The following is a 23,293-nucleotide window of genomic DNA, read 5'->3' on the forward strand; positions in this document are numbered from 1 at the left end:
GCGCCAGACGCAAAAAAACCGGGCCAGGCCCGGTTTTTCGCGACCTGAGGCCGCCCCTCAGAAGCTCAGGCGGTAATGCAGGGTATAGGCCTCGATGCCGTTGTTCGGCTCCTTGAGCCCGGCATTGGAATAGTGCAGCGCGCGCAGGCCGAGTTCCTGGTCGGCGAAGCGCAGGCCGACACCGAGGCGATCCTCGAACTGGAAGGACGAGCCCAGCTTGCTGCCTTCCAGCTCGGTGCTGGAGAAGAAGGCCACGCCGATGCCGGCCTCGATATAGGGCCGCACACTGTCGCCGGCGAACTCGTAGACCAGCACCGGCGAGAAGGACAGGCTGTGGTTGCTGGCCGTCTCGTCGCCCTCCCAGAAGGTGTAGCCGGCATCCCAGTAGCCGCCCAGGTGACCGGTCGAGCTCTCCAGCCAGCGGCTGCTGAAATCGAACTGGGTGCCCACGCGATAGACCATGGTCGATTCGTCGGTACTGCCCACAGCGAAGGTCACGTCGGCCGCCTGCGCCGACACCACCGGCCCCATGATCAAGGCTGCAAGGGCAGCCAAAGCAAACAACTTCTTCATCGGAAATTTCCTTTTATCACCAGGTCACGGGAGCGCCCCGCACAGTCACCTGAAAGTATCGAACTCATTGTTATTAATACAAGCAGACAATTGCATAACAGCAGCCCGTCCCGCCGCTGTCAAAGCCCCTGCACCGCGGCCGCCTCGCCCCACAGCAGCGGCAGCACCGCCTGCATCCGCCCGGGATCGCCGCTGCTCCAGAAACGCGCGGCTTGCGCCGGCCCCTCGGCCAGCAATCGCTGCTCGCCGAGACGCCGCTTGAGCTGCCGGGCCACCGCGGCGCCGGTGTCGATCAGGCTGACCGACTCGGGCACCAGGGCACGCAGCAGCGGCTTGATGAAGGGGTAATGGGTGCAGCCGAGGATCAGGGTGTCGCAGCCCTCGGCCAGCAACGGGGCGACGTAGCCCTGGAGCAGCTCGCGGGTCGCCGCGCCGTCTAGCTCGCCGGCCTCGATGCGCTCCACCAGCCCCGGACAGGGCTGGGTGATCACCCGCACATCGCCGGCGAAACGGTCGAGCAGTGCGGCGAACTTCGCGCTCTTGAGGGTGCCGGTGGTGGCCAGCACGCCGACCACGCCGGAGCGGGTGGCCGCCGCCGCCGGCTTGACCGCCGGCTCCATGCCGATAATCGGCAGGTGCGGATAGCGCTCGCGCAGCTCGGCCACCCCGGCCACCGTGGCGGTGTTGCAGGCCAGCACCAGGGCCTTGGCGCCCTGCGCCAGGAGAAAGCCGGCGAGGGTGTGGCAGCGCTCGGAGATAAACTCCGCGCTCTTCTCGCCGTAGGGCACATGGCCGCTGTCGGCCACGTAGAGCAGGGATTCGGCCGGCAGCAGGGCCCGGATCTCGCCCAGTACCGAGAGGCCGCCGACGCCGGAGTCGAACACCCCGATCGGCGCGCTATTCGCCACGCCCGCCCCCGCACACGGCACAGCCCGGGTCGCGCTTGACCCGCAGCTCGCGAAAACGCGAGCCCAGGGCATCGACCAGCAGCAACCGGCCGACCAGCGGCTCGCCGAAGCCGGCCAGCAGCTTCAGCGCCTCCAGCGCCTGCAGGCTGCCGACCAGACCGACCAGCGGACCGACCACGCCGGCCTCGCTGCAGGTCAGCTCGGCTTCGCTGCCGTGACCGTACAGACAGTGGTAGCAGGGGCTGTCGTCACGCCGCGGATCGAACACCGACAGCTGGCCTTCCAGGCGGATCGCCGCGCCGCTGACCAGGGGCTTGCCCGCGGCGACGCAGGCGGCGTTGACCGCCTCGCGGGTACCGAAGTTGTCGCAGCAATCGAGCACCAGGTCCACCGCCGCCACCGCGGCGGCCAGCGAGTCGGCATCCAGGGCCGTGCGGTGGGCCTGCAGGCGCACCTGCGGATTGAGCGCCGCCAGCCGCGCCATGGCCGAGTCGACCTTGCTCCGGCCGATGCCCTGGCTGTCGTGGACGATCTGCCGCTGCAGGTTGGTCAGGTCCACCGCGTCGAAATCGGCCAGGTGCAGCTCGCCGACCCCGGCCGCCGCCAGGTACAGCGCCACGGGCGAACCCAGGCCACCGAGGCCGACGATCAGCACCCGGCTGTGCTTGAGGCGCAGCTGGCCGTCGACGTCGATCTGCGACAGGAGTATCTGCCGGCTGTAGCGCAGCAGTTCGTCATCGCTCAGCATATCGTGCTCATTCATGATGGAACCGTCCCAGACTGATGCGTTCGTGACCACCCAGGTCGCGCTTGCTCTGTACCTCGGCGAAACCGCGGCCGGCCAGCAGCTCGCGCACCGCCGCGGCCTGCTCGAAACCGTGCTCCAGCAGCAGCCAGGCCCCGGACTGCAGATGCTCCGGGGCCTGCGCGACGATCCGGCGGATATCGTCCAGGCCATCGGCACCGGCGACCAGGGCGCTGCTCGGCTCGAAGCGCACATCGCCCTGGCTCAGGTGCCCGTCGGCGGCGGCGATATAGGGCGGGTTGCTGACGATCAGATCGTAGCGCTGCCCGCCCAGGGCGGCGAACCAGTGGCTCTCGAGGAACTCGACATTGCTCAGTTGCAGGCGCTGGCGGTTGCGCTCGGCCAGGGCCACCGCCTCGGGCACCCTGTCCACCCCGCTCACCCGCCAGCCCGGGCGCTCGCTGGCCAGGGCCAGGGCGATGGCGCCGGTGCCGGTGCCCAGGTCGAGCACCGCCGCCGCAGTGGCCGGCAGCAGCACCAGGGCGGTCTCCACCAGCAGCTCGGTGTCCGGCCGCGGAATCAGGGTATGCGGCGCCACCTCCAGCTCCAGGCTCCAGAAGCCCTGATGGCCGAGGATATAGGCCACCGGCTCGCCGGCCCGGCGCCGCGCCAGGTCGGCGCCGAAACGCGCCGCCGCCTCGGCCTCGACCTCGCGCTCGGGCCAGGTGCGCAGGTAGCTGCGCGACGTGCCCAGGGCATGGGCCAGGAGCAGCTCGGCATCCAGTCGCGGCGTCGGCGAGTCGGGCAGTGCGGCGGTGTTGAGCAGCGATTCGATAGTGGTCATCGGGGCGGCTATCTCACGTAGGGTGGATCGCGCGCTATCGATCCACCGCGGGAACCTCAGGTGGATGAGCACACGCCATCCACCCTACAACTCTCAATCGCCCAGGGCGGCAAGCTGGTCGGCCTGGTACTCGGCCAGCAGCGGCTCGATCACCGCCTCGACGCCGCCGGCCATGACCTCGCCCAGGGCGTACAGGGTCAGGTTGATGCGGTGGTCGGTGACCCGGCCCTGGGGAAAGTTGTAGGTACGGATGCGCTCGGAACGGTCGCCGGAGCCCACCAGCAGCTTGCGCGTGTCGGAAATTTCCTTGTGCGCCGCCGCCTCCTGCTGGTCCTTGAGCTTGGCGGCGAGCCAGGCCATGGCCTTGGCGCGGTTCTTGTGCTGCGAGCGCTCCTCCTGGCATTCGACCACTATGCCGGTGGGAATGTGGGTGATGCGGATTGCCGAGTCGGTGGTGTTGACGTGCTGGCCGCCGGCGCCGGAGGAGCGATAGGTGTCGACCCGCAGGTCGGCCGGGTTGATCTCGATGGCCGCCTGCTCGTCCGGCTCCGGCAGCACCGCCACGGTGCAGGCCGAGGTGTGGATACGGCCCTGGGACTCGGTCTCCGGCACGCGCTGCACGCGGTGGGCGCCGGACTCGAACTTGAGCTTGGCGTAGACGTTGTCGCCCTCGACCCGGGCGATCACCTCCTTGAAACCGCCGTGCTCGCCCTCGTTGGCCGACAGCACCTCGACCCGCCAGCCCTGCTTCTCGGCATAGCGTGAGTACATGCGGAACAGGTCGCCGGAGAAGATCGCCGCCTCGTCGCCGCCGGTGCCGGCGCGCACCTCCAGGTAGACGTTGCGCCCGTCGTTGGGGTCCTTGGGCAACAGCATGCGCTGCAGGCTGTCCTCCAGCTCGACCAGCCGGGCCTTGGCCTCGGCCACTTCTTCCTCGGCCATCTCGCGCAGGTCCGGGTCGCTGTCCTTGAGCAGGGCCTGGGCGCCCTCGAGGTCGTCCTGCACCTTGCGGAACTGGCGAAACGCCAGGATCACCGGCTCGATCTCGGCGTACTCCTTGGAGTAGGCGCGGAACTGGCTCTGCTTGGCGATCACCTCGGCATCGCCGAGCAGTGCGGTCAGCTCTTCGAAACGATCCTGCAGCAGGTCGAGTTTGTTGATCAGCGAGGCTTTCATGAGAGGCTTTTGTCCGACGGCACGCCCTCGTCGAGGGCAAAGAGTTCCTGGGCCACGGCCAGCGCATCGACGCGGCCCTCGGCGGAGAGTTTCTTCAGCTGCACGCTGGGTGCATGCAACAGCTTGTTGGTCAGGCCCCGCGCCAGCTGGGCCAGTACCTCGTCGGCCGAGGCGCCCTTGCCGAGCAGGCGCTGGGCCTTGGCCAGCTCCTCGTCGCGCAGGCGCTCGGCCTGCTGGCGATAGGCCTTGAGCACGTCCACCGCGGCCAGCTCGCGCAGGCGCAGCATGAAGTCCTCGGCGCCGACGCTGACCAGCTCCTCGGCGGCCTGGGCCGCGCCCTGGCGGCTCTTGAGGTTCTCCGCGATGACCTCGTGCAGGTCGTCGACGGTGTAGAGATAGACGTCGTCCAGTTGGCCGACCTGGGGTTCGATGTCGCGCGGCACGGCGATGTCGACCATGAAGATCGGCTTGTGCTTGCGCCGCTTCAGCGCGCTTTCCACCGCGCCCTTGCCGAGGATCGGCAGCTGGCTGGCGGTGGAACTGATGACGATGTCGCTGCTGACCAGCTCCTGGGGGATGTCCGAGAGCAGCACCGCGTGGGCACCGAACTGTTCGGCCAGGCTGCTGGCGCGCTCCAGGGTGCGGTTGGCCACGACGATGCGCTTGACGCCCTGCTCGTACAGGTGGCGGGCGACCAGGGTGATGGTCTCGCCGGCGCCGATCAGCAGGGCCTGGCTGTCGTGCAGGTCGCTGAAGATCTGCTTGGCCAGGCTGACCGCGGCGAAGGCCACCGACACCGGGTTCTCGCCGATGGCGGTATCGGTGCGCACCGTCTTGGCGGTGCTGAAGGTGGCCTGGAACAACCGGCCGAGCAGCGGTCCCAGGGTGCCGGCCTCGCGGGCCACGGCGTAGGCGGACTTCATCTGACCGAGGATCTGCGGCTCACCCAGGACCATGGAGTCCAGGCCGGAGGCCACGCGCATCATATGGCGCACCGCCGCGTCGTCCTGGTGCACGTAGGCGCAGGCGCGCAGGTCGTCGAGGCTGAGCCGGTGATAGTCGGCCAGCCAGGCCAGCACCGCCTCCACGCCCAGGTCGTCCTGCTCGAGGTACAGCTCGCTGCGGTTGCAGGTCGAGAGGATCGCCGCCTCGCGGCTGGCGGTACGCAGGCACAGCTGCTGCAACGCTTCAACCAACTGCTCCGGGGTGAAGGCCACGCGTTCGCGGACGGCCACCGAGGCGGTTTTGTGGTTGATGCCGAGGGCGATGAAGGCCATGCAAGGTCGCTGACTGGAAAGGGAAGCGGGCAATTGTCCTACGTCGCCGAGGTGAGAACAACCACCGCCGTCTATTGTCCCAGTAGGCGCAGTGCCACGGCAATCCGCCGGCAACGCTTGCCCCATGGGCTTGCCCAGCGGCTTGTGTCATGATGGCCCGACCGCAGGTGAGCCCTCTTTTCCCCTATGAATAGATCCTTCGCGTTACTGACCGCCCTGGCCCTACTGGGTGGTTGCCAAGCCTTCAGCCCTTCGGCGCCGGACGGCACCCCGCCGGTGGAAGAGGCCAGCCCTGCCGCCGCGAGCGAACCCAAGGTATATGCCTCCTTCGACAAGGAAACCCTGTTCGCCCTGCTCACCGCCGAACTGGCCGGACAGCGCAATCGCTTCGACATCGCCCTGGGCAACTACGTGCAACAGGCCAACGCGACCCAGGACGCCGGGGTCGCCGAGCGCGGCTTCCGCATCGCCGAATACCTCGGCGCCGAGCAGGCGGCCCTGGATACCGCGCTGATCTGGGCCAAGAATGCCCCGGACAGCCTCGACGCCCAGCGCGCCGCGGCCGTGCAGCTGGCTCGCGCCGGGCGCTACGACGAGTCCATGCACTACATGGAAAGCGTGTTGCTGCGCCAGGGCAACACCCACTTCGACTTCCTCGCCCTGTCCGCCGCGGAAACCGATCCGGACACCCGCGCCGGCCTGCTGCAGAGCTTCGACCGCCTGCTGGACAAGCACCCGGACAATGGCCAGCTGCTGTTCGGCAAGGCCCTGCTGCTGCAGCAGGACGAACGATCCGAGGAGGCCCTGAAACTGCTCGAGACCCAGGCGAGCAAACTCGACGAGGTGGCGCCGTTGCTGCTGCGGGCGCGCCTGCTGCAACAGCTCGAGCGCGGCGAGGAAGCCATGCCCCTGCTGGAACAGGGCCTCGAGCGCCACCCGCAAGACAAGCGCCTGCGCCTGACCTATGCGCGCCTGCTGGTCCAGCAGGACCGCCTGGACGACGCCAAGGGCGAGTTCACCACCCTGCTGCAGCAACACCCCGACGACGACGACCTGCGCTTTTCCCTGGCCCTGGTGTGCCTGGAGGCCGAGGCCTGGCGTGAGGCCATCGTCTATCTGGAAGAGCTGGTCGAGCGTGGCAGCCATGTCGATGCCGCCCACTACAACCTGGCCCGCGCCTATGAGGCCATCGACGAGCCGGAGAGCGCGCTGATCGAATACGCCCTGGTCGGCCCCGGCAACGACTTCCTCCCGGCCCAGGCCCGGCAAACCGACCTGCTGCTGGCCAAGCAGCGTGGCGCCGAGGCCTCCACGCGCCTGCGCAAGGCCCGCGAGGCCCAGCCCGACTATGCCATCCAGCTGTACCTGATCGAATCGGAGGCCCTCGCCAAGCAGGACCGCCCCGACGCCGCCTGGGACCTGATCGGCCAAGCGCTGGAGCAGTACCCGGACGACCTCAACCTGCTCTACACCCGCGCCATGCTGGCCGAGAAACGCGACGACCTGAGCCAGCTGGAACAGGACCTGCGCTTCATTCTCGAGCGCGAACCGGACAATGCCCTGGCCCTCAACGCCCTCGGCTACACCCTGGCCGACCGCACCACTCGCTACGCCGAGGCCAAGGAGCTGATCGAGCAGGCCTACCGAATCAACCCGGACGACCCGGCCATTCTCGACAGCCTGGGCTGGGTCAATTATCGCCTGGGCAACCTGGAAGTGGCCGAGCGCCTGCTGCGCCAGGCCCTGCAGCGCCTCCCCGACCACGAAGTCGCCGCCCATCTCGGCGAAGTCCTCTGGGCCCGCGGCAAGCAACGCGAGGCCAGGAAGGTCTGGGCCGGCGCCCTGAAGGAACAGCCCGACAGCACCATACTGCGCAGCACCCTGCTGCGCCTGACCGGTTCCGAGACCCTATGATGTCGCTACGCCCCTTTCTCCTCTTCGCCCTGATCGCCCTGCTCTCCGGCTGCGCCGGCCTGACCTCCCGCGAAGCCCTCGAGGGCCAAGGCGACCCGGACCGCTGGCGAGCACACAAGCAGCAGGTCGGCGCCCTGGACGCCTGGCAGATCAACGGCAAGGTCGGCATCCGCGCACCGCGCGACTCCGGCAGCGGCACGCTGTTCTGGCTGCAACGCCAGGATTACTACGACATCCGCCTGTCCGGCCCCCTGGGCCGCGGCGCGGCCCGCCTGACCGGGCGCCCGGGGGCGATCCTCCTGGAAGTGGCCAACCAGGGCCGCTACCAGGCCGCCTCGCCGGAAGCCCTGCTGCAACAGCAACTGGGCCTGAACCTGCCGGTCTCGCACCTGCTCTGGTGGATTCGTGGCCTGCCCTCCCCGGACAGCAAGAGCCGCCTGACCCTGGATGACGACAGCCGCCTGGCCCAACTGAGCCAGGACGGCTGGCGCGTCGACTACCTGCGCTACGCCGAGCAGAACGGCTACTGGCTGCCCGAACGGATCAAACTCGACGGCCACGATCTGCAGGTCACCCTGGTGATCAAGGACTGGCAACCACGCCAGCTCGGTCAATGAGCGGGATGGCTATACCCCCAGGCGCCGCGCTGAGGTTGCCGGCGCCGGCCAAGCTCAACCTGATGCTGCATATCCTCGGCCGCCGCACGGACGGCTACCACGAACTGCAGACCCTGTTCCAATTCCTCGACCACGGCGACGAGCTGGGTTTCGCCCTACGCGAGGACAGCGAGATTCGCCTGCACAGCGCAATACCCGGCGTGAACCACGACAACAACCTGATCGTGCGCGCCGCGCGCCAACTGCAGCAGCACTCAGGCTGCCCGCTGGGCGCCGACATCTGGCTGGACAAGCGCCTGCCCCTGGGCGGCGGCATCGGCGGCGGCAGCTCGGATGCGGCCACCACCCTGCTCGGCCTCGACCACCTCTGGCAGCTGGGCTGGAGCGAGGACCGCCTGGCGGAGCTGGGCCTGGGCCTGGGCGCCGACGTGCCGGTGTTCGTCCGCGGCCGCGCGGCCTTCGCCGAAGGCGTCGGCGAGCAGCTCACCCCGGTCGAGCTCGCCGAACCCTGGTTCCTCGTAGCCGTTCCGCAAGTGCTTGTCAGCACAGCGGAAGTTTTCTCCGACCCTGAGTTGACACGGGATACGCCGCCCATTAAAGTTCGCAGCCTTCTTGAGGGGGGTGGTCGTAACGACTGCCAGCCGGTTGTCCAGAAGCGTTATCCAGAGGTTCGTAACGCTCTGATCTTGTTGAACAAATTTGTTCCTGCGAGATTGACCGGCACTGGAGCTTGTGTGTTTGGGAGCTTCCCAAACCGGGACGATGCTGATAAAGTCGCCCGCCAACTTCCAGCCGCTTTGCCGAGTTTTGTCGCTCAGGGCCGCAACGTTTCGATGTTGCACCGCAAGCTCGCAACTCTGGCCAAGAAGTGAATGCGTAAGAGTCAGTTGTATCAGTAGGGGCGTCGCCAAGCGGTAAGGCAGCAGGTTTTGATCCTGCCATGCGTTGGTTCGAATCCAGCCGCCCCTGCCATCAACACCACGGGTGTGATGAGTCCGACTGACAGCATTGGGTTACACACGATACAGGGGCGTCGCCAAGCGGTAAGGCAGCAGGTTTTGATCCTGCCATGCGTTGGTTCGAATCCAGCCGCCCCTGCCATTTCTATACTCATCCAGGTATACCCTCAGCCGGCAGGTACTGCGCGTGTCCAAGATGATGGTCTTTACGGGGAATGCTAACCCCGATCTGGCGCGACGTATTGTTCGTCAGCTGCACATCCCCCTCGGCGATGCTTCTGTCGGTAAGTTCTCCGACGGCGAAATCAGCATTGAAATCAACGAGAACGTCCGCGGTAAAGACGTCTTCCTGATCCAGCCGACGTGCGCGCCAACCAACGATAACCTGATGGAACTGGTGGTGATGGCCGACGCCTTCCGCCGCTCCTCGGCCACCCGAATCACCGCTGTCATCCCCTACTTCGGCTATGCCCGCCAGGATCGCCGTCCGCGCTCCGCCCGCGTGGCGATCAGCGCCAAGGTCGTGGCCGACATGCTCACCGTAGTAGGCATCGACCGTGTTCTCACCGTCGACCTGCACGCGGATCAGATTCAGGGCTTCTTCGATATCCCGGTCGACAACATCTACGGCTCCCCCGTACTGGTGGACGACATCGAAGACCAGCGCTTCGACAATCTGATGATCGTCTCCCCGGACATCGGCGGCGTGGTGCGTGCTCGCGCCGTGGCCAAGTCCCTGGGCGTGGACCTGGCGATCATCGACAAGCGTCGCGAGAAGGCCAACCACTCCGAGGTGATGCACATCATCGGCGACGTGGAAGGCCGCACCTGCATCCTGGTCGACGACATGGTGGACACCGCCGGCACCCTGTGCCACGCGGCCAAGGCGCTGAAGGAACATGGCGCGGCCAAGGTCTTCGCCTATGCCACGCACGCCGTGCTGTCGGGTCGCGCCATCGAGAACATCGAGAACTCCGTGCTGGACGAGCTGGTGGTAACCAACACCATCCCGCTGTCCGCCGCCGCGCAATCCTGCTCGCGCATTCGCCAGCTGGATATCGCCCCGGTAGTCGCTGAAGCGGTGCGCCGCATCAGCAATGAAGAATCGATCAGCGCGATGTTCCGTTAACCCGGAATCAGCGCTGAACGAAATGCGCCCCGCCTCGAGCGGGGCTTTTTGCCCAACCGTCCGGTCGCTGGTCGCAAGCGTGAAGGACGGTTTGGTTATTTTGGAGAAATGAAATGACTGATTTTGCCCTGAATGCCGAAGTGCGTTCCGACCTGGGGAAAGGTGCGAGCCGCCGCCTGCGTCGTAACGCCAGCCTGGTTCCTGCCGTCATCTACGGTGGCGAGAAAGCCCCGCAATCGATCAGCCTGCTGGCCAAGGATTTCGCCAAGCTGCTGGAAAACGAAGCGGCTTTCAGCCACGTTCTGACCCTGAACGTCGCCGGCACCAACGAAAGCGTACTGATCAAGGCGCTGCAGCGTCACCCGGCCAAGGGCTTCGTCCTGCATGCCGACTTCCAGCGCGTGATCGCCGGCCAGAAGCTGACCGCCCACGTTCCGCTGCACTTCCTCAACGAAGAAACCGCAGTTGGCGTCAAGCAAGGTGGCGGCGAAATCTCCCACACCCTGGCGGAAGTGGAAGTTTCCTGCCTGCCGAAGGACCTGCCGGAGTTCATCGAAGTCGATCTGGCCAAGGTCGAGCTGGGCCAAGTCGTACACCTGTCCGACCTGAGCCTGCCGAAGGGCGTAGAGCTGGTGGCACTGGCTCACGGTAACGACCTGGCCGTGGCCAACATCCACGCTTCCCGCGTCGTGAAGGAAGAAAGCGAAGCAGAAAGCGAAGAAGGTGAAGGCGCTGCCGAGTAATACTCGCACCGCCGAAAACAGCCCGCTCACTTCGGTGGCCGGGCTATTTTCACGAAAGGGCTCCTGACATGACTGCCGTACAACTGATCGTCGGCCTGGGTAACCCCGGCCCCGAATACGACCAGACCCGGCACAATGCAGGGGCCCTTTTCGTTGAGCGCCTGGCCGCCAGCCAGGGCGCCAACCTGAGCGTCGATCGCAAGTATTTCGGTCTGGTGGGTAAGTTCAACCACCAGGGCCGCGACGTTCGCCTGCTGATCCCCACCACCTACATGAACCGCAGCGGCCAGTCCGTGGCGGCGCTGGCGAAATTCTTCCGCATCCCTGCGGAAGCGATCCTGGTGGCTCACGACGAACTCGACATGCCCCCCGGCGTCGCCAAACTCAAACAGGGTGGCGGGCACGGTGGCCATAACGGACTGCGCGACATCATCGCCCAGCTCGGCAATCAGAATAATTTCTTCCGCCTGCGACTCGGCATCGGCCACCCCGGGCACAGCAGCATGGTCTCCGGCTACGTGCTCGGCCGCGCCCCGCGCAGCGAGCAGGAACTGCTCGATACCAGCATCGATTTCGCCCTCGGCGTGCTACCGCAAATGCTCGCCGGCGACTGGTCCAAGGCCATGCAACAACTGCACAGCCAGAAAGCCTGACCCTCTCTCCACCGAATTCACCTCCGCGAGGAACACACCATGGGATTCAACTGCGGCATCGTCGGCCTGCCCAACGTCGGCAAGTCCACCCTGTTCAATGCCCTGACCAAAGCCGGGATCAGCGCGGAGAACTTCCCCTTCTGCACCATCGAGCCGAACAGCGGCATCGTGCCCATGCCCGATGCGCGCCTGGACGCCCTGGCGGCCATAGTCCGGCCGGAGCGGGTGATCCCCACCACCATGGAGTTTGTCGACATCGCCGGCCTGGTCGCCGGCGCCTCCAAGGGCGAGGGCCTGGGCAACAAGTTCCTCGCCAATATCCGCGAGACCGACGCCATCGCCCACGTGGTGCGCTGCTTCCAGGACGACAACGTGATCCACGTGGCCAACACCGTCGACCCCAAACGCGACATCGAGATCATCGAGCTGGAACTGATCTTCGCCGACCTCGACAGCTGCGAGAAGCAGCTGCAGAAGGTCCAGCGCAACGCCAAGGGCGGCGACAAGGAGGCCGTGGCGCAGAAGGCCCTGCTGGAGAAGCTGATCCCCCACTTCAGCGAGGGCAAGCCGGCCCGCACCCTGATGAAGGCCCTGGGCGACGACGAGAAGCAGCTGGTCCGGGGCTTCCACCTGCTGACCAGCAAGCCGGTGATGTACATCGCCAACGTCGCCGAGGACGGCTTCGACAACAACCCGCTGCTCGACGTGGTCAACGCCATCGCCGCCGAGGAAGGCGCAGTGGTCGTGCCGGTGTGCAACAAGATCGAGGCGGAGATCGCCGAACTGGAAGACGGCGAGGAGAAGGACATGTTCCTCGAGTCCCTGGGCCTCGAGGAGCCCGGCCTCAACCGGGTGATCCGCGCCGGCTACGAGCTGCTCAACCTGCAGACCTACTTCACTGCCGGGGTCAAGGAAGTGCGCGCCTGGACCGTGCGCATCGGCGCCACCGCCCCCCAGGCCGCCGCCGTGATCCACACCGACTTCGAGAAGGGCTTCATCCGCGCCGAAGTCATCGCCTACGACGACTTCATCCAGTACAAGGGCGAAGCCGGCGCCAAGGAAGCTGGCAAGTGGCGCCTGGAAGGCAAGGAGTACATCGTCAAGGACGGCGACGTCATGCACTTCCGCTTCAACGTCTAAGCGCTTGATCGCGCGCATAAATTTTCGCGAAACAGGGTTGACAGCCAGCCCGCTGACGCGAATAATGCGCGCCACTTGGCTACATAGCTCAGTCGGTTAGAGCGCAGCATTCATAATGCTGATGTCCCAGGTTCAAGTCCCGGTGTAGCCACCATACAAAACAAAGGGTTAGCGAAAGCTAGCCCTTTGTCGTTTCTGGGGTAGTGACTACGGCGTGACCACAGCCGTTACTGCCGCTCAACTATCCCAAGGGTTCACGAGGTCGACGCCCAACTCCTCGAAGTGACGGATGTTGCGCGTAGCCACCACCGCATCATGTAACCGGCCGATGGCCGCGATCTGCGCATCCGCCATATCCACTACCCTCCCCCGCGCCTCACTGACTGCTGCTATCTCGGCGTAGTGCACTGCGGCATCCGCATCGAAAGGCAGAATGTTGCCGGCAAAGTCTTCATCGAACATGGCGGAAGCCAGATCCAACAAGCCTTGCTTACGCTTGCCGTCCGGCATTCGAGCAATGCCATACAGGATCTCGGCCACGGTGATCGAGCAGATCACCAACTCGCTAGCAGGCTGCGCATCCACCCAGGCCAAAACCTGGGGATCAGGCTTCACTCGCATGAGTTCGGACAGTACGTTGGTATCAAGCAGGATCATTCATCAAAGCTCGCTGCTCGGGCTTTATCCTTGCGCTCTGGAAGCGCCAGATCGACACCGCCCACGGCGGAGAATCGGGCATGGATACGGCTACCCAAGCCACCGCGCTTGTCCTGACGAGAAAGGGCTTGGCGAATAATCATGCGCGCCTCCTCCTCCATCGAACGGCCGTGACTCGCCGCCACGATGCGCAGTTGTGCCTTGAGGTCGTCGTCTAGGTTACGAATCGTGATACTGGCCATACCCACCCCAATGATTGCATTGAAATCGTCGACATCATACGAGGGTATGACCACACTGCACCAGAGGGGAAAACGCAGCGCCGACTCCAGATGATCCGGCGACAGGTGCGCATAGCACATGGTCATGGAGGACTCAGGCCGCCAACGGTGGGGGCCGGCTGAGCGCGGTCGATCGGCCGGCACGTTCGAGCGCCGTAAGACGTTACCGTTCGTCGCCCTTCTTGATCAAGAAATGAACAAATCCAAACCCTGCTGCTCAGAAAGTAGCCCGACGACGGCGGCGGCATTCGCCTCGCTTTCATGCAAACCCCAGGAGCTTTTTCTCACAGGCACGAGTCATGTGCAGAGGGAGCTTTTTACCTTTGAAAGAGGAAATCGAATGACTAGAGGCTCATTCGCCAGGTTGTAAGCCGATTGGGCGCCTCATCTTGAGGCCGAGAATCGATACTGGACCCGTTTCTTAACTGCAAATGTAAAAACCCTAAATGACCCACAGCTCCCTGATTGTGCGGCTCACCTGAATAAAAGAGGCAACCATGGATTTCACTGTCATTACTGCGCTGTTTGAGCAGAAGACCACCATGGAGTTTATGCGCCTAGGGATAGTGTATGCGCACCTGATCGCTTGCTGTGTCGCCATCGGCATGGTGCTGAGCAGCGATTTCGCGATGATCAAAGAATTGTTCAAGGGGGGGAAATCCCACCTGCAGGACAGCCAGCACATGGAGAGTCTGCAGAAATCCGTGTCCGCTGCGCTGGCGGTACTCTGGGTCAGTGGCATCGCCATCATCTGGCTCGACATCAATGCCAACGGCCTGTCCTATCTGCTCAACCCCAAGCTGCAGGCCAAGATCACCATCGTGATGCTGCTGACCTTCAACGGCATGCTGCTGCACGGTCTGGTGCTGCCCGCCCTGCAGAAGGCCGGCTCGCTGCTCGAGTTGAACTTCAGCATGCGCCTGTTCGCCCTGTTCGCCGGTGCGCTGTCGGGGGTTTCCTGGTTCTATGCCGCGATGCTGGGCGTCGGTCGCCCGCTGTCCTGGAAGTACTCGCTGACCGAAATCCTCGCCGCCTATCCGGTGATGATCGTCGGCGGCTTCGTCGCGATGGTGCTGCTCACCCAGTGGGCGAAGAAGCGTGAGGCGAACCAGGTTGGCGAACTTTCCCTCGCAACCGTGCCGCGTAACCCGGCCCTGGCTGGGGCCTGATCCGCCGCACAGTGAGTGGCTGAATGGTTACCGATCGCCGGGTGACGCCCTAGCCCGGCCCAGACGCCCCCGGACTCCAACGGCAGTGCTACTGCCTGCAGAGCTCGGGGGCGTCTTGCTTTGTCGGCCGCCCCCGGCAGCCGGGACGGGGTGCGCAGTCCGAGCACCGCTCTGAATCAACGTCTGGCGGCCAACTGCGAGCCCAGCAGCAAGCCGGCGAAGATCAGACCACCGCCCAGCCAGTGGAAGGGCTGCACCCCCTCCCCCAGCAACAGCCAGCCAAACACCGCGGTGAACACCGGCATCAGGTAATTGGACAGCGCCGCCCTGGCGGCACCGAGCACACGCACGCCGTGGTTCCACGCCAGGTAGGCGAGCAGCGAGGCGAACACCGCCGTATAGGCGATGGCGCCCAGGTTGGCGGGGCTGACCGTGAAGCCCGCGCCCTGGGCCAGCTCGTAGAGGTAGAACGGCAGGATCAGCGGCAGGCCGAGCAGCATCAACGCCCCGAGCAGCGCCAGCGGCGGGATCGGCAGCAGGTAGCGGGCCCAACGCCGCAGCAGCAGGGAGTACAGCGTCCAGTCGACCACCGCCAGCAGCATGATCAGGTCGCCCGGATTGAACGACAGCGCCAGCAGACTCTCCAGGCTGCCCTGGCCGATCAACACCAGCAGGCCGAGCGCCGCCAGGCCCATGCCCCACCAGGCGCGCCGCTGCGGCCATTCATCGAGGAGCAGGCCGGCGCCGATAAAGGTCATCAGCGGCAGGCAGGTATTGACCAGGGTGATGTTGATCGCCACGGTGGTCTGCGCGGCGCTGTACAGCAGCGAGTTGTAGCCGGCGATGCCCAGCCCGCCCAGCACCAGCAGACGCCAACCGGCCTGACGCAGGGCCGCGCGATGGCGCCACAGCGGCATCGCGGCGAACGGCAATAACAACGCAAGGGCCAGGCTCCAGCGCCAGACCGACAGGGCGAAGGGCGGAATCTCAGTGGAGAATGCCCGCGCCACCAGGGCGTTGCCCGACCAGCAGAGCACCGCCAGCAAGAGCCCCAGCACAGCCAGCCCGTGGGAACGGCTCATACCCCCAGCCCCTGCCGAGCGAGCCCAGGCTGGGGGGCCGCCAGCGCCTGACTGCGGTTCCGGGCCCCCTGGGCCATGGGGATATGGCTGACGCTGGCCAGCAGCTGACACGCCCGCTTGGCGACCGATGCCGGGACATTCTGGACGATCGCCGTTGCCCGGCAGACCTCGCTGTCGAAAAGGTGCTGTGGATCGTTCATGCCGCCTGCTCTGGAGAGTACCGAGGCGCACCATAAGGAGCCCACGGGACCTTTGGCAAGCCGGCCGTGGCCGAGGTCACGGCCGGCGCAGGCGGCTCAGGCCGGCGCCAGGCGGGCGGCGCGACTGCGACGCAGGCGGGCGCAGAACCAATAGAGTGCCAGCAGGACGGCCACCAACAGCAGGCTGGCGCCCCACTGCAGCGGACCGGCATAACGGTACAGTGCGGCGGGGTGCAGGCTCGGCTCGCGCAGCATGCGTTGCTCGGCCGCGGCCCCCTGAACCGGGATGTCGGCCAGGCCATCGCCATCCAGGTCGGGCAGGCCGCGCACATGGTCGAGCAGGCCCTGCCATTCCTTGTACTCCTGCACCCCCGGCGTCGTCGGGTCGCTGTCGATGATCGCCGCCTTGAGGTCGACCAGCGGGCGCCCCTGAGCGTCCTTGGGCTGCACGTCGAGCAGGCCCTTGGTTAGGTCGCCGACCAGCCAGGTGAAACTGCCGACGTAACTGGTGGCACCGATGCTGTAGAGCCGTGCGTCATCCAGATCCAGAGGCCGATAGCCGCGCCGCGGGTCGCCCAGCTCGATGCGGCTGACCCGATCGAACGGCACCCGGTAGGGGTTATAGGCGAAGCGCAGGCCGGACAGGCGTGGGTAGTAGCTGCGGCTGTCGCGCATCTGGTAGGCCAGCAGCAGCACCTCCAGCAGGTTCTTCAGCTCCCGTCCCGTGACATACACCTTGAGCAACGGATAGCCCGGAGCATCGTCGAACTGGCCGATGCCCAGTGGGGCGATGCGGAACAGGTCGGAGACGCTCTGCACGCCATGGCGGCCCCGGATCAGGTCGTCGCGGATGGTGCCGTTGCCGGTGAAGGCCACATCGCTGCCGGTGGCCTGGCGCAAGGCGTCGGTGACCAGATTGGCCAGCACCGGGTCGGCAAAGTCACGGGTCAGGCTGCGCTCGACCCTGGCCAGCGGCTGATCGAAGGCGAAGCCCTTGGGTGCCAGCATGCGCTCGCCGACTACCCGCTTGAAGTCCTCGACCCGCGCGGTGATGGCCGCATCGCCGGCAATACGGTCGTCAATCGGGTGCAGCCGGTAATCGACCAGCTGCGCCTGGCCGCCGCCGTCCAGGTGCATGCGCAGCTCGCCGAGATACTGGATCTCCGAGCCGGCCTGCATCACCGGGGTGCGTCCGTTCACCAGCAGCGGCCGGGACAGGGCGGTGTGGGAGTGACCGCCGACCACCAGATCGATGCCCGGCACCTGCTCGACCAGCTCCACCTCCTCGCCGCGCCAGCTGCCGTCGGCCTGCTCGACCACCCCCATGTGCGAGAGCAGGATCACCACCTCGGCGCCCTCCTCCCGCAGTTTCTTGACCATGGCCCGGGCGGTGACCACCGGATCGGCGAAGCGCAGCGGCTCGAGCATGGGGCTGACCGCCACCGCGTTGTTGCCGAGCAGGCCGAACAGGCCGAAACGGATACCGCCCTTGTCGATCACCTTGTAGGGCAGGATGCGCCCGGCGTCGTAGTGCGCCTGCAGGCTGTCGTCTTCCGGGCGTTTGGGGTCGAAGCCCAGGTTGCTCGCCAGCAGCGGCACCAGCGCCGGGCCCTGGGCCTGGTGCGCCGCGGCGATCATCGCCGCCAGACCGGCCGGCCGGAAATCGAATTCGTGGTTGCCCAGGGTCGCGCCGTCGTAGCCCAGCTCGCTGAGCAGACGCAGCTCGCCACCCAGCTCGCGGCTGAGGGTATGGAACAGCGTGCCCATGGTGAAATCGCCGCCGTCCAGCAGCAGCACCGGCTGCTCGCCGGCGGCCGCACGGCGCGCCGCAACCAGGCTGGCCAGGCGCGCGACGCCGCCGACCGTCGTGTCGTCGTGGGTGGTGGCCGGGCTGTACTCGTTGTTGGGGCCGAAGCCGAGCAGGCGCGACTGCCAGTCGTTGGTGTGCAGGATGGTGAAACTGCGCTCGGCGGCGGGCGCCAGGCCGGCCAGCAGCAGGCAGCAGACGGCGATCCAGGGGCGAAACGAAGGCATCGGGGTTCCTCTGACAAAAGGGCACTGACGGCGGCGGGCCGACCGACAGGCCCGGCAGTATCCTGCAACTCCGGCCGCCGGGCAGCGACGGATCGAGCCGCCGCCACTCGCCAATCGGGTCAGCGCCCTATCCGCCCCGACAGCTGGCCAGCGGAATCTTTCGTCGTCCGCGGCGTCCACCCTATGTAACCCCTGCAGAGGAGGCATCTAGATGCCTGCGACCCCAACCGACCGGGACCCGGACAGGCGCGCAACAGTCGAGCAGGATGACACCCTGGACGACTTGCCGGAAGACGATGCGCCGGAACACGAGCTGATCGAGGAGTTCGAACGCAGCCAGCGGCGGGAGGCCGGCCTGAGCGAAGACGCGCCGCCGGGACATGGGCCCGACAAGGACGACGCCGACCTGGAGGACCTGATCCACGAAGACGGCGCCCGCTCCCCTTACGAGGAAGGCGGCGAGCAGCCGGCGGACCATGAGCTGAGCGTCGTCGAGGAGGACGACAACGACTTCGGCCTGGAGGAAGACGAGCGCCCGACGCGACGCCCCCCGCCCGGCGCAGAGCGCTAGGTGTGTAAACCCAGTACGTTGTTCAGTGGAAGTGGCGCGCGGCTGATGGGCGGGTTGTACCCGAGGCTGGCATGTGGGCGGTGCCAATTGTAGTGATGCAGCCAGGGCATCAGGTGCTGTGCTCGCTGTGCTGAACTTTCGTAGCTACGGGCATAGGCCCACTCGCGCAGGCTGGTCTGGATGAAGCGCTCGGCCTTGCCGTTGGTGCGTGGCGTATAAGGTTTGGTGCGCAGGTGGCGCAGCCCCAATCGTCTGACCAGGCGCCGGAACTTGCGTGAGCCATAACAGCTGCCGTTGTCGGTCATGATGCGGGTGAAGTGAATGCCCAGGCTACGGTAGTAACGCAGCGCTTGAATTAAAGCCTGACACGCACTGCGGCCACGCTCATCAGGATGCAAACTACTGAAAGCGATACTACTGGCATCGTCGATGGCCACATGGACGAACTCCCAGCCCGCACCGCTGGAGTTTTGCTGGCGGTCACCGGTGACCCGGTGGCCTGGCTTTCTGAAGCGTCCCAGCTTCTTGATATCCAGGTGCAGCAGATCACCAGGCGTCGGGTATTGGTAGCGCACCACAGGTGGCGCCGGTTCCAGTTCGGCCAGCCGATTCAAGCCGAGCCGTTGCAGACGGCGAGCCACAGTGCTGACAGCCAAGCCCAATTGGATCGCTATCTGCTGATAGGTATGACGGGCACGACGCTGCTCGATCACTCGCTCCACTAGCGCATCGGGCGTTGCATGGGGACAGTGCTGCGGACGTGACGAGCGATCCTTCAAGCCGGCCTCGCCTTCCTCGCGAAAGCGCTGCAGCCATTTGTAGGCGGTTCGCACGCTCACACCGGCGGCCTGGGCCGCTTCCTCGACCCGCAGGCCGCGCTGAATGCGCTGAACCAAAAGGGCTCGACCGCGAGGGGTAAGACGGGCATGTTTATGCAGGTTCATCCGGGGCTCCTGGAAGGCTTGGTTGGTCGCACTTCCAGAATTCCGGGAATGCCCCGGATGAACAACCTACTGAGAGATCACAGCTAGGCCCTCAGTCGATCAGGGTACAGGCCATCACCAGGGCATCCTCGCGCCCGCCCACGGCCGGGTAGTAGTCGCGGCGCCGGCCGACCTCGTTGAAGCCATAACGCTCGTACAGGCGGTAGGCCGCCTGGTTGCTGGCGCGCACCTCGAGGAAGCACTCCCCGGCCTTGAGCTGCAGGGCGCGCTGCATGAGGAACTCCAGCAGGCGCAGGCCCAGACCGCGGCCCTGGTTCTCCGGCTTGACGGTGATATTCAGCAGATGGGCCTCGTCGATGATCACGTTGATCACCCCATGGCCGACCTGCTGGCCGCCCTCGAACATCAGCCAGCAGTCGTAGGACTTGAGGCTGTCGGCGAAGATGCCGCGGGTCCAGGGATGGCTGAAGGCGGCGTACTCGATTTTCAGCACGGCCTCGAGATCCGCCTCGGTCATCGGGCGGAAGGAAATCGCGTCGCTCATTGCGCCCCACTCGTCCAGCGCTGGCGCACCCGGCGCATCGCCTGCCACAGCTCGCGTTTGCGCTGCGGCTCGTCCATCAACAGCTCCAGGCCCGGCAAGGCCCAGGCCGCCCCCAGCCCCTCGACCTGCAGCTCGCGATTGTAGGCCTCGGCGTCGGCCTCGCCGGCGAAGCGCACGGCCGGCAGGCCCACCAGCCACAGACAGGCGCAGGGCGCCTGTTCCTCCAGACGCGCGGCGACGAAGCTCTGTACGAACTCCAGCGCCGCCTGCGGCCCCTGGTCCATATTGCCGCGCACCAGCAACGGCCAGCGCACCGGTTCGCCGACCAGCTGCGGGCTGTCCGGCAGGCCGGCGGCGCGCAACAGGTCCTTGAGCAGCAGGTAGGCCGGATCGCGCCCCTGCAGCGGCTCGCCGGTGGGCAGTTCGACCAGCACGGCGCAGTCGCCGGCACGCAGCAGTTGCAGGGCGAAACGCGGTGGCGGCACAGCCGCCGCCCTCGTCGCCCCGGGCTTGTCGTCCGCGACTTCGGCCACCTCGGGCCTGGCGTTGCGGGCCGTGGCGGCAGGCTTGGGCACCTCGATCTTCGGCCGCTCGGCCGCCGGGGCGGCTGGCGCCGGCGCCGGCGCCACGCCCTCGCGCAGCGCCTGCAAGCTCGGTTCGTCATCGACCGGCTCTTCGGGCACCGGCGGCGCCAGCAGCTCCGGCCGCGACGGCGCGGCGAAGGGCAAGTCCACCCGCGGCAGCCAGCTGGCCACCTGCATGGCGCTCAGATAGGCACGGCGGCGCAGTTCTGCAATCAAACGTCAGCCACCTGCGGATGGGCCTTCTGCCCGGCCTGCATCAGGTTCAGCGCGTTGATATAGGCCTTGGCCGAGGCCACCAGGATGTCGGTGTCGGCGCCGTTGCCGTTGACGATGCGTCCGGCTTTCTCCAGGCGTACGGTGACCTCGCCCTGGGAATCGGTGCCCTGGGTGATGGCGTTGACCGAATAGAGTTGCAGGTTGGCGTTGGAGCCGGCGATCGACTCGATGGCCTTGAAGGTCGCGTCCACCGGGCCCGAGCCCTGGGACTCGGCGCCGCGCTCGGCACCGTCGACGCTGAGCACCAGCTTGGCCTGGGGCACCTCGCCGGTCTTGCTGGCCACCTCCAGGGTCACCAGCTTGAAGTGCTCCGGGGCCTCCTCGCCGAGGGTGTCGGAGACCAGCGCCTGCAGGTCTTCGTCGAAGATCTCGTGCTTCTTGTCCGCCAGCGCCTTGAAGCGGGCGAAGGCGGCGTTCAACTCGGCCTCGCCGGCCAGGACGATGCCCAGCTCGTCCAGACGGCTGCGGAAGGCGTTGCGCCCGCTCAATTTGCCCAGCGACAGCTTGTTGGTGTGCCAGCCGACCGACTGCGCCGACATGATCTCGTAGGTCTCGCGGTGCTTGAGCACGCCGTCCTGGTGAATGCCCGACTCGTGGGCGAAGGCGTTGGCGCCGACTATGGCCTTGTTCGGCTGCACCGGGAAGCCGGTGATGCCGGAGACCAGCCGCGAGGTGCTGAGGATGTGCGGGGTGTCGATGTTGGTGTGCACGCCGAGCAGGTCCTGGCGGGTCTTGATCGCCATGACGATCTCCTCCAGCGCCGCGTTGCCGGCCCGCTCGCCCAGACCGTTGATGGTGCACTCGACCTGGCGCGCGCCGGCCACCACCGCCGCCAGGGAGTTGGCCACGGCCAGGCCCAGGTCGTTGTGGCAGTGCACCGAGAACACCGCCTTGTCGGCGTTGGGAATGCGCTGCAGCAGCTGGCGGATGGTCTCGGCGTACTGGTGCGGAATGGCGTAGCCGACGGTGTCGGGGATGTTGATGGTGCGCGCCCCGGCGTCGATGGCCGCCTCGATGATGCGGCAGAGGAAGTCCAGCTCCGAGCGGCCGGCGTCCTCGCAGGAGAATTCCACATCGCTGCACAGGTTGCGCGCGCGCTTGACCGCGTGCACCGCCTGCTCGATCACCTGGTCCGGCTGCATGCGCAGCTTGTACTGCATGTGGATCGGGCTGGTGGCGATAAAGGTGTGGATGCGCCCGGAGTTGGCCCCGGCCAGCGCCTCGGCGGCGCGGTCGATGTCGGCGTCCACGGCCCGCGAGAGGCTGCACACGGTGCTGTCCTTGATGCTGTCGGCAATCGCCTTGACCGCGGCGAAGTCGCCCGGGCTGGCGATGGCGAAGCCGGCCTCGATCACGTCCACGCGCAGGCGCTCCAGGGCCTTGGCGATGCGCAGCTTCTCCTCGCCGGTCATGGACGCGCCGGGGCTCTGCTCGCCGTCGCGCAGGGTGGTATCGAAAATAATGACGCGGTCGCTGCTGCTCATGCTCGACTCCTCGTGGCCCGGCCTTGGATGCGGCGGAACTCAGGCAGACTGTGCCGACTGGTGGCGGCACTCAATTGAGGAATTGTGGCGTGAAAAGGGCCTTACGGAAAGCCCGCAGCGGCCGTGTGGTCGCCGCAGTCGACAAGCATCGCCGCCGGCCGAGCTCAGCCCTGGCGAAACAGCCCGAGCAGGTGCTCGGCAATCGCCCCCTTGATGGCGTTGCGGCTCAGCTGCGAGCAGTGCCCCAGACGGGTCAGGTCGATGCGATGCAGATGCAGCGACGGCATGCGCGCCTCGTACTCGCGCAGGTCGCCCTTGACCAGCACCGGCAGGAAATCTTCGCCCCGCGCCTGGTAACGCTGGATCAGCAGCTTCAAGCCCTGCTGAAAGGGCAGTTCGGTGGAGGCCACCAGCCGGTTGCCGTGGGGAATCTTCAGGTACAGGCCGCTGCGCCCCAGGGTTTCGCCCGGCAGGATATGCACCCCGGTCGGCGCCACGGCATGGGCCGGGATGTCGTGGAAGGTGTCGTGCCAGGCCTGCTCGTCCGGCAGGACGGTGATGTCGCCATGATCGCTCTGCGGCACCACGAAGCTGTAATTGCTGTAGAGCTTCTGCACGTAGCCCGAGTAAACGCACAGGCGATTCTCGAAACGCTGCAGGAAGGCGATGGCCTCGGCCCGGTCGGTGATGGCGTCGAGGTCCCAGGCCAGGTCCGGTTGCCCCTGCAACGCGTTCCAGCATTCATCGATATAGGCGGCGGAGGCGGACAAGATAGGCTCGCTCGGCAAT

At 66.3% G+C, this 23,293-nt stretch carries 24 protein-coding genes and 3 tRNA genes; 12 read left to right on the plus strand and 15 right to left on the minus strand.

Annotated elements, in window-relative coordinates; genetic code table 11:
* Nucleotides 1-57: 57 nt before the first annotated feature.
* From ACSX1C_RS11555 to hemA, 6 genes are all read right to left on the minus strand, one after another.
* On the minus strand, nt 58-573 hold the full coding sequence (locus ACSX1C_RS11555) for an acyloxyacyl hydrolase (protein WP_439886257.1): 516 nt from the start codon (nt 571-573) through the stop codon (nt 58-60).
* 119 nt (nt 574-692) lie between these two features.
* Nucleotides 693-1,481, minus strand: coding sequence for a glutamate racemase (gene murI, locus ACSX1C_RS11560; RefSeq protein ID WP_439886258.1), 789 nt, complete (start codon nt 1,479-1,481; stop codon nt 693-695).
* Nucleotides 1,471-2,229: a molybdopterin-synthase adenylyltransferase MoeB gene (locus ACSX1C_RS11565; RefSeq protein ID WP_318646294.1), complete on the minus strand. Its 759-nt coding sequence runs from the start codon at nt 2,227-2,229 to the stop codon at nt 1,471-1,473. The genes murI and ACSX1C_RS11565 overlap by 11 nt, the downstream gene beginning before the upstream one ends.
* Nucleotides 2,230-2,236: 7 nt before the next feature.
* A complete protein-coding gene (gene prmC, locus ACSX1C_RS11570) occupies nt 2,237-3,070 on the minus strand; it encodes a peptide chain release factor N(5)-glutamine methyltransferase (protein ID WP_439886259.1) in 834 nt (277 codons plus the stop codon).
* Nucleotides 3,071-3,163: 93 nt separating this feature from the next.
* On the minus strand, nt 3,164-4,246 hold the full coding sequence (prfA, locus tag ACSX1C_RS11575; RefSeq protein WP_439886260.1) for a peptide chain release factor 1: 1,083 nt from the start codon (nt 4,244-4,246) through the stop codon (nt 3,164-3,166).
* Nucleotides 4,243-5,523, minus strand: a complete 1,281-nt coding sequence (gene hemA, locus ACSX1C_RS11580) for a glutamyl-tRNA reductase (RefSeq protein ID WP_439886261.1) — start codon at nt 5,521-5,523, stop codon at nt 4,243-4,245. Before hemA ends, prfA begins: the two co-directional genes overlap by 4 nt.
* A gap of 186 nt (nt 5,524-5,709) precedes the next feature.
* Between hemA and ACSX1C_RS11585 the strand changes: the two genes are divergently transcribed.
* From ACSX1C_RS11585 to ACSX1C_RS11630, 10 genes are all read left to right on the plus strand, one after another.
* On the plus strand, nt 5,710-7,437 hold the full coding sequence (locus tag ACSX1C_RS11585) for a tetratricopeptide repeat protein (protein ID WP_439886262.1): 1,728 nt from the start codon (nt 5,710-5,712) through the stop codon (nt 7,435-7,437).
* Nucleotides 7,437-8,054 carry a lipoprotein insertase outer membrane protein LolB gene (gene lolB / locus ACSX1C_RS11590; protein ID WP_439886263.1) on the plus strand — a complete coding sequence of 206 codons (618 nt, stop codon included), beginning with the start codon at nt 7,437-7,439 and terminating at the stop codon, nt 8,052-8,054. Before ACSX1C_RS11585 ends, lolB begins: the two co-directional genes overlap by 1 nt.
* 5 nt (nt 8,055-8,059) lie before the next feature.
* Nucleotides 8,060-8,926, plus strand: a complete 867-nt coding sequence (gene ispE / locus ACSX1C_RS11595; protein ID WP_439886264.1) for a 4-(cytidine 5'-diphospho)-2-C-methyl-D-erythritol kinase — start codon at nt 8,060-8,062, stop codon at nt 8,924-8,926.
* Nucleotides 8,927-8,951: 25 nt separating this feature from the next.
* Nucleotides 8,952-9,026 (plus strand) — tRNA-Gln (locus tag ACSX1C_RS11600).
* Nucleotides 9,027-9,080: 54 nt separating this feature from the next.
* Nucleotides 9,081-9,155 (plus strand) — tRNA-Gln (locus ACSX1C_RS11605).
* Nucleotides 9,156-9,200: 45 nt separating this feature from the next.
* The gene (locus ACSX1C_RS11610) at nt 9,201-10,142 is read left to right on the plus strand and encodes a ribose-phosphate pyrophosphokinase (RefSeq protein WP_208708453.1); all 942 of its coding nucleotides are present in this window, start codon (nt 9,201-9,203) and stop codon (nt 10,140-10,142) included.
* Between the two features lie 113 nt (nt 10,143-10,255).
* Nucleotides 10,256-10,885, plus strand: a complete 630-nt coding sequence (locus ACSX1C_RS11615; protein WP_439886265.1) for a 50S ribosomal protein L25/general stress protein Ctc — start codon at nt 10,256-10,258, stop codon at nt 10,883-10,885.
* A 68-nt stretch (nt 10,886-10,953) separates the two neighbouring features.
* The gene (pth, locus tag ACSX1C_RS11620) at nt 10,954-11,538 is read left to right on the plus strand and encodes an aminoacyl-tRNA hydrolase (protein WP_439886266.1); all 585 of its coding nucleotides are present in this window, start codon (nt 10,954-10,956) and stop codon (nt 11,536-11,538) included.
* Between the two features lie 39 nt (nt 11,539-11,577).
* On the plus strand, nt 11,578-12,678 hold the full coding sequence (gene ychF / locus ACSX1C_RS11625) for a redox-regulated ATPase YchF (RefSeq protein WP_439886267.1): 1,101 nt from the start codon (nt 11,578-11,580) through the stop codon (nt 12,676-12,678).
* A 77-nt stretch (nt 12,679-12,755) separates the two neighbouring features.
* Nucleotides 12,756-12,832 (plus strand) — tRNA-Met (locus ACSX1C_RS11630).
* Between the two features lie 83 nt (nt 12,833-12,915).
* Here the strand turns inward: ACSX1C_RS11630 and ACSX1C_RS11635 are convergent.
* Nucleotides 12,916-13,335 carry a type II toxin-antitoxin system VapC family toxin gene (locus tag ACSX1C_RS11635; RefSeq protein WP_439886268.1) on the minus strand — a complete coding sequence of 140 codons (420 nt, stop codon included), beginning with the start codon at nt 13,333-13,335 and terminating at the stop codon, nt 12,916-12,918.
* Nucleotides 13,332-13,577, minus strand: a complete 246-nt coding sequence (locus tag ACSX1C_RS11640; RefSeq protein WP_369959932.1) for a FitA-like ribbon-helix-helix domain-containing protein — start codon at nt 13,575-13,577, stop codon at nt 13,332-13,334. Before ACSX1C_RS11640 ends, ACSX1C_RS11635 begins: the two co-directional genes overlap by 4 nt.
* A 536-nt stretch (nt 13,578-14,113) precedes the next feature.
* Here ACSX1C_RS11640 and ACSX1C_RS11645 point away from each other — a divergent pair.
* Entirely contained in the window at nt 14,114-14,785 is a 672-nt protein-coding gene (locus tag ACSX1C_RS11645) for a hypothetical protein (protein ID WP_439886269.1), read from the plus strand.
* Nucleotides 14,786-14,961: 176 nt separating this feature from the next.
* Here ACSX1C_RS11645 and ACSX1C_RS11650 read toward each other — a convergent pair whose 3' ends face one another.
* Both ACSX1C_RS11650 and ACSX1C_RS11655 read right to left on the minus strand, forming a co-directional pair.
* On the minus strand, nt 14,962-15,867 hold the full coding sequence (locus tag ACSX1C_RS11650) for a DMT family transporter (protein WP_439886270.1): 906 nt from the start codon (nt 15,865-15,867) through the stop codon (nt 14,962-14,964).
* A 296-nt stretch (nt 15,868-16,163) separates the two neighbouring features.
* On the minus strand, nt 16,164-18,101 hold the full coding sequence (locus ACSX1C_RS11655; RefSeq protein WP_439886271.1) for a bifunctional metallophosphatase/5'-nucleotidase: 1,938 nt from the start codon (nt 18,099-18,101) through the stop codon (nt 16,164-16,166).
* 211 nt (nt 18,102-18,312) lie between these two features.
* On the opposite strand from ACSX1C_RS11655, the gene ACSX1C_RS11660 reads away from it, so the two are divergent.
* Nucleotides 18,313-18,672, plus strand: coding sequence for a serine kinase/phosphatase (locus ACSX1C_RS11660; RefSeq protein ID WP_439886272.1), 360 nt, complete (start codon nt 18,313-18,315; stop codon nt 18,670-18,672).
* On the opposite strand, the gene ACSX1C_RS11665 is transcribed toward ACSX1C_RS11660, so the two are convergent.
* The 5 genes from ACSX1C_RS11665 to ACSX1C_RS11685 form a co-directional block, all read right to left on the minus strand.
* Complete coding sequence (locus ACSX1C_RS11665) at nt 18,669-19,616, minus strand: IS481 family transposase (RefSeq protein ID WP_439886273.1); 948 nt, start codon at nt 19,614-19,616, stop codon at nt 18,669-18,671. The two genes, ACSX1C_RS11660 and ACSX1C_RS11665, sit on opposite strands and share 4 nt — an antisense overlap.
* Nucleotides 19,617-19,707: 91 nt before the next feature.
* Nucleotides 19,708-20,160: a ribosomal protein S18-alanine N-acetyltransferase gene (gene rimI, locus ACSX1C_RS11670; RefSeq protein ID WP_318645090.1), complete on the minus strand. Its 453-nt coding sequence runs from the start codon at nt 20,158-20,160 to the stop codon at nt 19,708-19,710.
* The gene (locus ACSX1C_RS11675; protein WP_439886274.1) at nt 20,157-20,960 is read right to left on the minus strand and encodes an energy transducer TonB; all 804 of its coding nucleotides are present in this window, start codon (nt 20,958-20,960) and stop codon (nt 20,157-20,159) included. Before ACSX1C_RS11675 ends, rimI begins: the two co-directional genes overlap by 4 nt.
* Nucleotides 20,957-22,504, minus strand: a complete 1,548-nt coding sequence (locus tag ACSX1C_RS11680; protein ID WP_439886275.1) for a 2-isopropylmalate synthase — start codon at nt 22,502-22,504, stop codon at nt 20,957-20,959. Before ACSX1C_RS11680 ends, ACSX1C_RS11675 begins: the two co-directional genes overlap by 4 nt.
* Nucleotides 22,505-22,668: 164 nt before the next feature.
* Nucleotides 22,669-23,274, minus strand: coding sequence for a hypothetical protein (locus ACSX1C_RS11685; RefSeq protein WP_439886276.1), 606 nt, complete (start codon nt 23,272-23,274; stop codon nt 22,669-22,671).
* Between the last annotated feature and the right edge of the window lie 19 nt (nt 23,275-23,293).

The organism is Pseudomonas sp. MBLB4123 (assembly GCF_051904775.1).
GTDB classification, from domain to species: Bacteria; Pseudomonadota; Gammaproteobacteria; order Pseudomonadales; family Pseudomonadaceae; genus Aquipseudomonas; species Aquipseudomonas benzenivorans_B.

Coding starts and splice junctions, on each gene's coding strand:
- ACSX1C_RS11555 (WP_439886257.1), bottom strand. CDS start 573: ATGAAGAAGTTGTTTGCTTTGGCTGCCCTTGCAGCCTTGATCATGGGG.
- ACSX1C_RS11565 (WP_318646294.1), bottom strand. CDS start 2,229: ATGCTGAGCGATGACGAACTGCTGCGCTACAGCCGGCAGATACTCCTG.
- prmC (WP_439886259.1), bottom strand. CDS start 3,070: ATGACCACTATCGAATCGCTGCTCAACACCGCCGCACTGCCCGACTCG.
- prfA (WP_439886260.1), bottom strand. CDS start 4,246: ATGAAAGCCTCGCTGATCAACAAACTCGACCTGCTGCAGGATCGTTTC.
- hemA (WP_439886261.1), bottom strand. CDS start 5,523: ATGGCCTTCATCGCCCTCGGCATCAACCACAAAACCGCCTCGGTGGCC.
- ACSX1C_RS11585 (WP_439886262.1), top strand. CDS start 5,710: ATGAATAGATCCTTCGCGTTACTGACCGCCCTGGCCCTACTGGGTGGT.
- lolB (WP_439886263.1), top strand. CDS start 7,437: ATGTCGCTACGCCCCTTTCTCCTCTTCGCCCTGATCGCCCTGCTCTCC.
- ispE (WP_439886264.1), top strand. CDS start 8,060: ATGGCTATACCCCCAGGCGCCGCGCTGAGGTTGCCGGCGCCGGCCAAG.
- ACSX1C_RS11615 (WP_439886265.1), top strand. CDS start 10,256: ATGACTGATTTTGCCCTGAATGCCGAAGTGCGTTCCGACCTGGGGAAA.
- pth (WP_439886266.1), top strand. CDS start 10,954: ATGACTGCCGTACAACTGATCGTCGGCCTGGGTAACCCCGGCCCCGAA.
- ychF (WP_439886267.1), top strand. CDS start 11,578: ATGGGATTCAACTGCGGCATCGTCGGCCTGCCCAACGTCGGCAAGTCC.
- ACSX1C_RS11635 (WP_439886268.1), bottom strand. CDS start 13,335: ATGATCCTGCTTGATACCAACGTACTGTCCGAACTCATGCGAGTGAAG.
- ACSX1C_RS11640 (WP_369959932.1), bottom strand. CDS start 13,577: ATGGCCAGTATCACGATTCGTAACCTAGACGACGACCTCAAGGCACAA.
- ACSX1C_RS11645 (WP_439886269.1), top strand. CDS start 14,114: ATGGATTTCACTGTCATTACTGCGCTGTTTGAGCAGAAGACCACCATG.
- ACSX1C_RS11650 (WP_439886270.1), bottom strand. CDS start 15,867: ATGAGCCGTTCCCACGGGCTGGCTGTGCTGGGGCTCTTGCTGGCGGTG.
- ACSX1C_RS11655 (WP_439886271.1), bottom strand. CDS start 18,101: ATGCCTTCGTTTCGCCCCTGGATCGCCGTCTGCTGCCTGCTGCTGGCC.
- ACSX1C_RS11660 (WP_439886272.1), top strand. CDS start 18,313: ATGCCTGCGACCCCAACCGACCGGGACCCGGACAGGCGCGCAACAGTC.
- ACSX1C_RS11665 (WP_439886273.1), bottom strand. CDS start 19,616: ATGAACCTGCATAAACATGCCCGTCTTACCCCTCGCGGTCGAGCCCTT.
- rimI (WP_318645090.1), bottom strand. CDS start 20,160: ATGAGCGACGCGATTTCCTTCCGCCCGATGACCGAGGCGGATCTCGAG.
- ACSX1C_RS11680 (WP_439886275.1), bottom strand. CDS start 22,504: ATGAGCAGCAGCGACCGCGTCATTATTTTCGATACCACCCTGCGCGAC.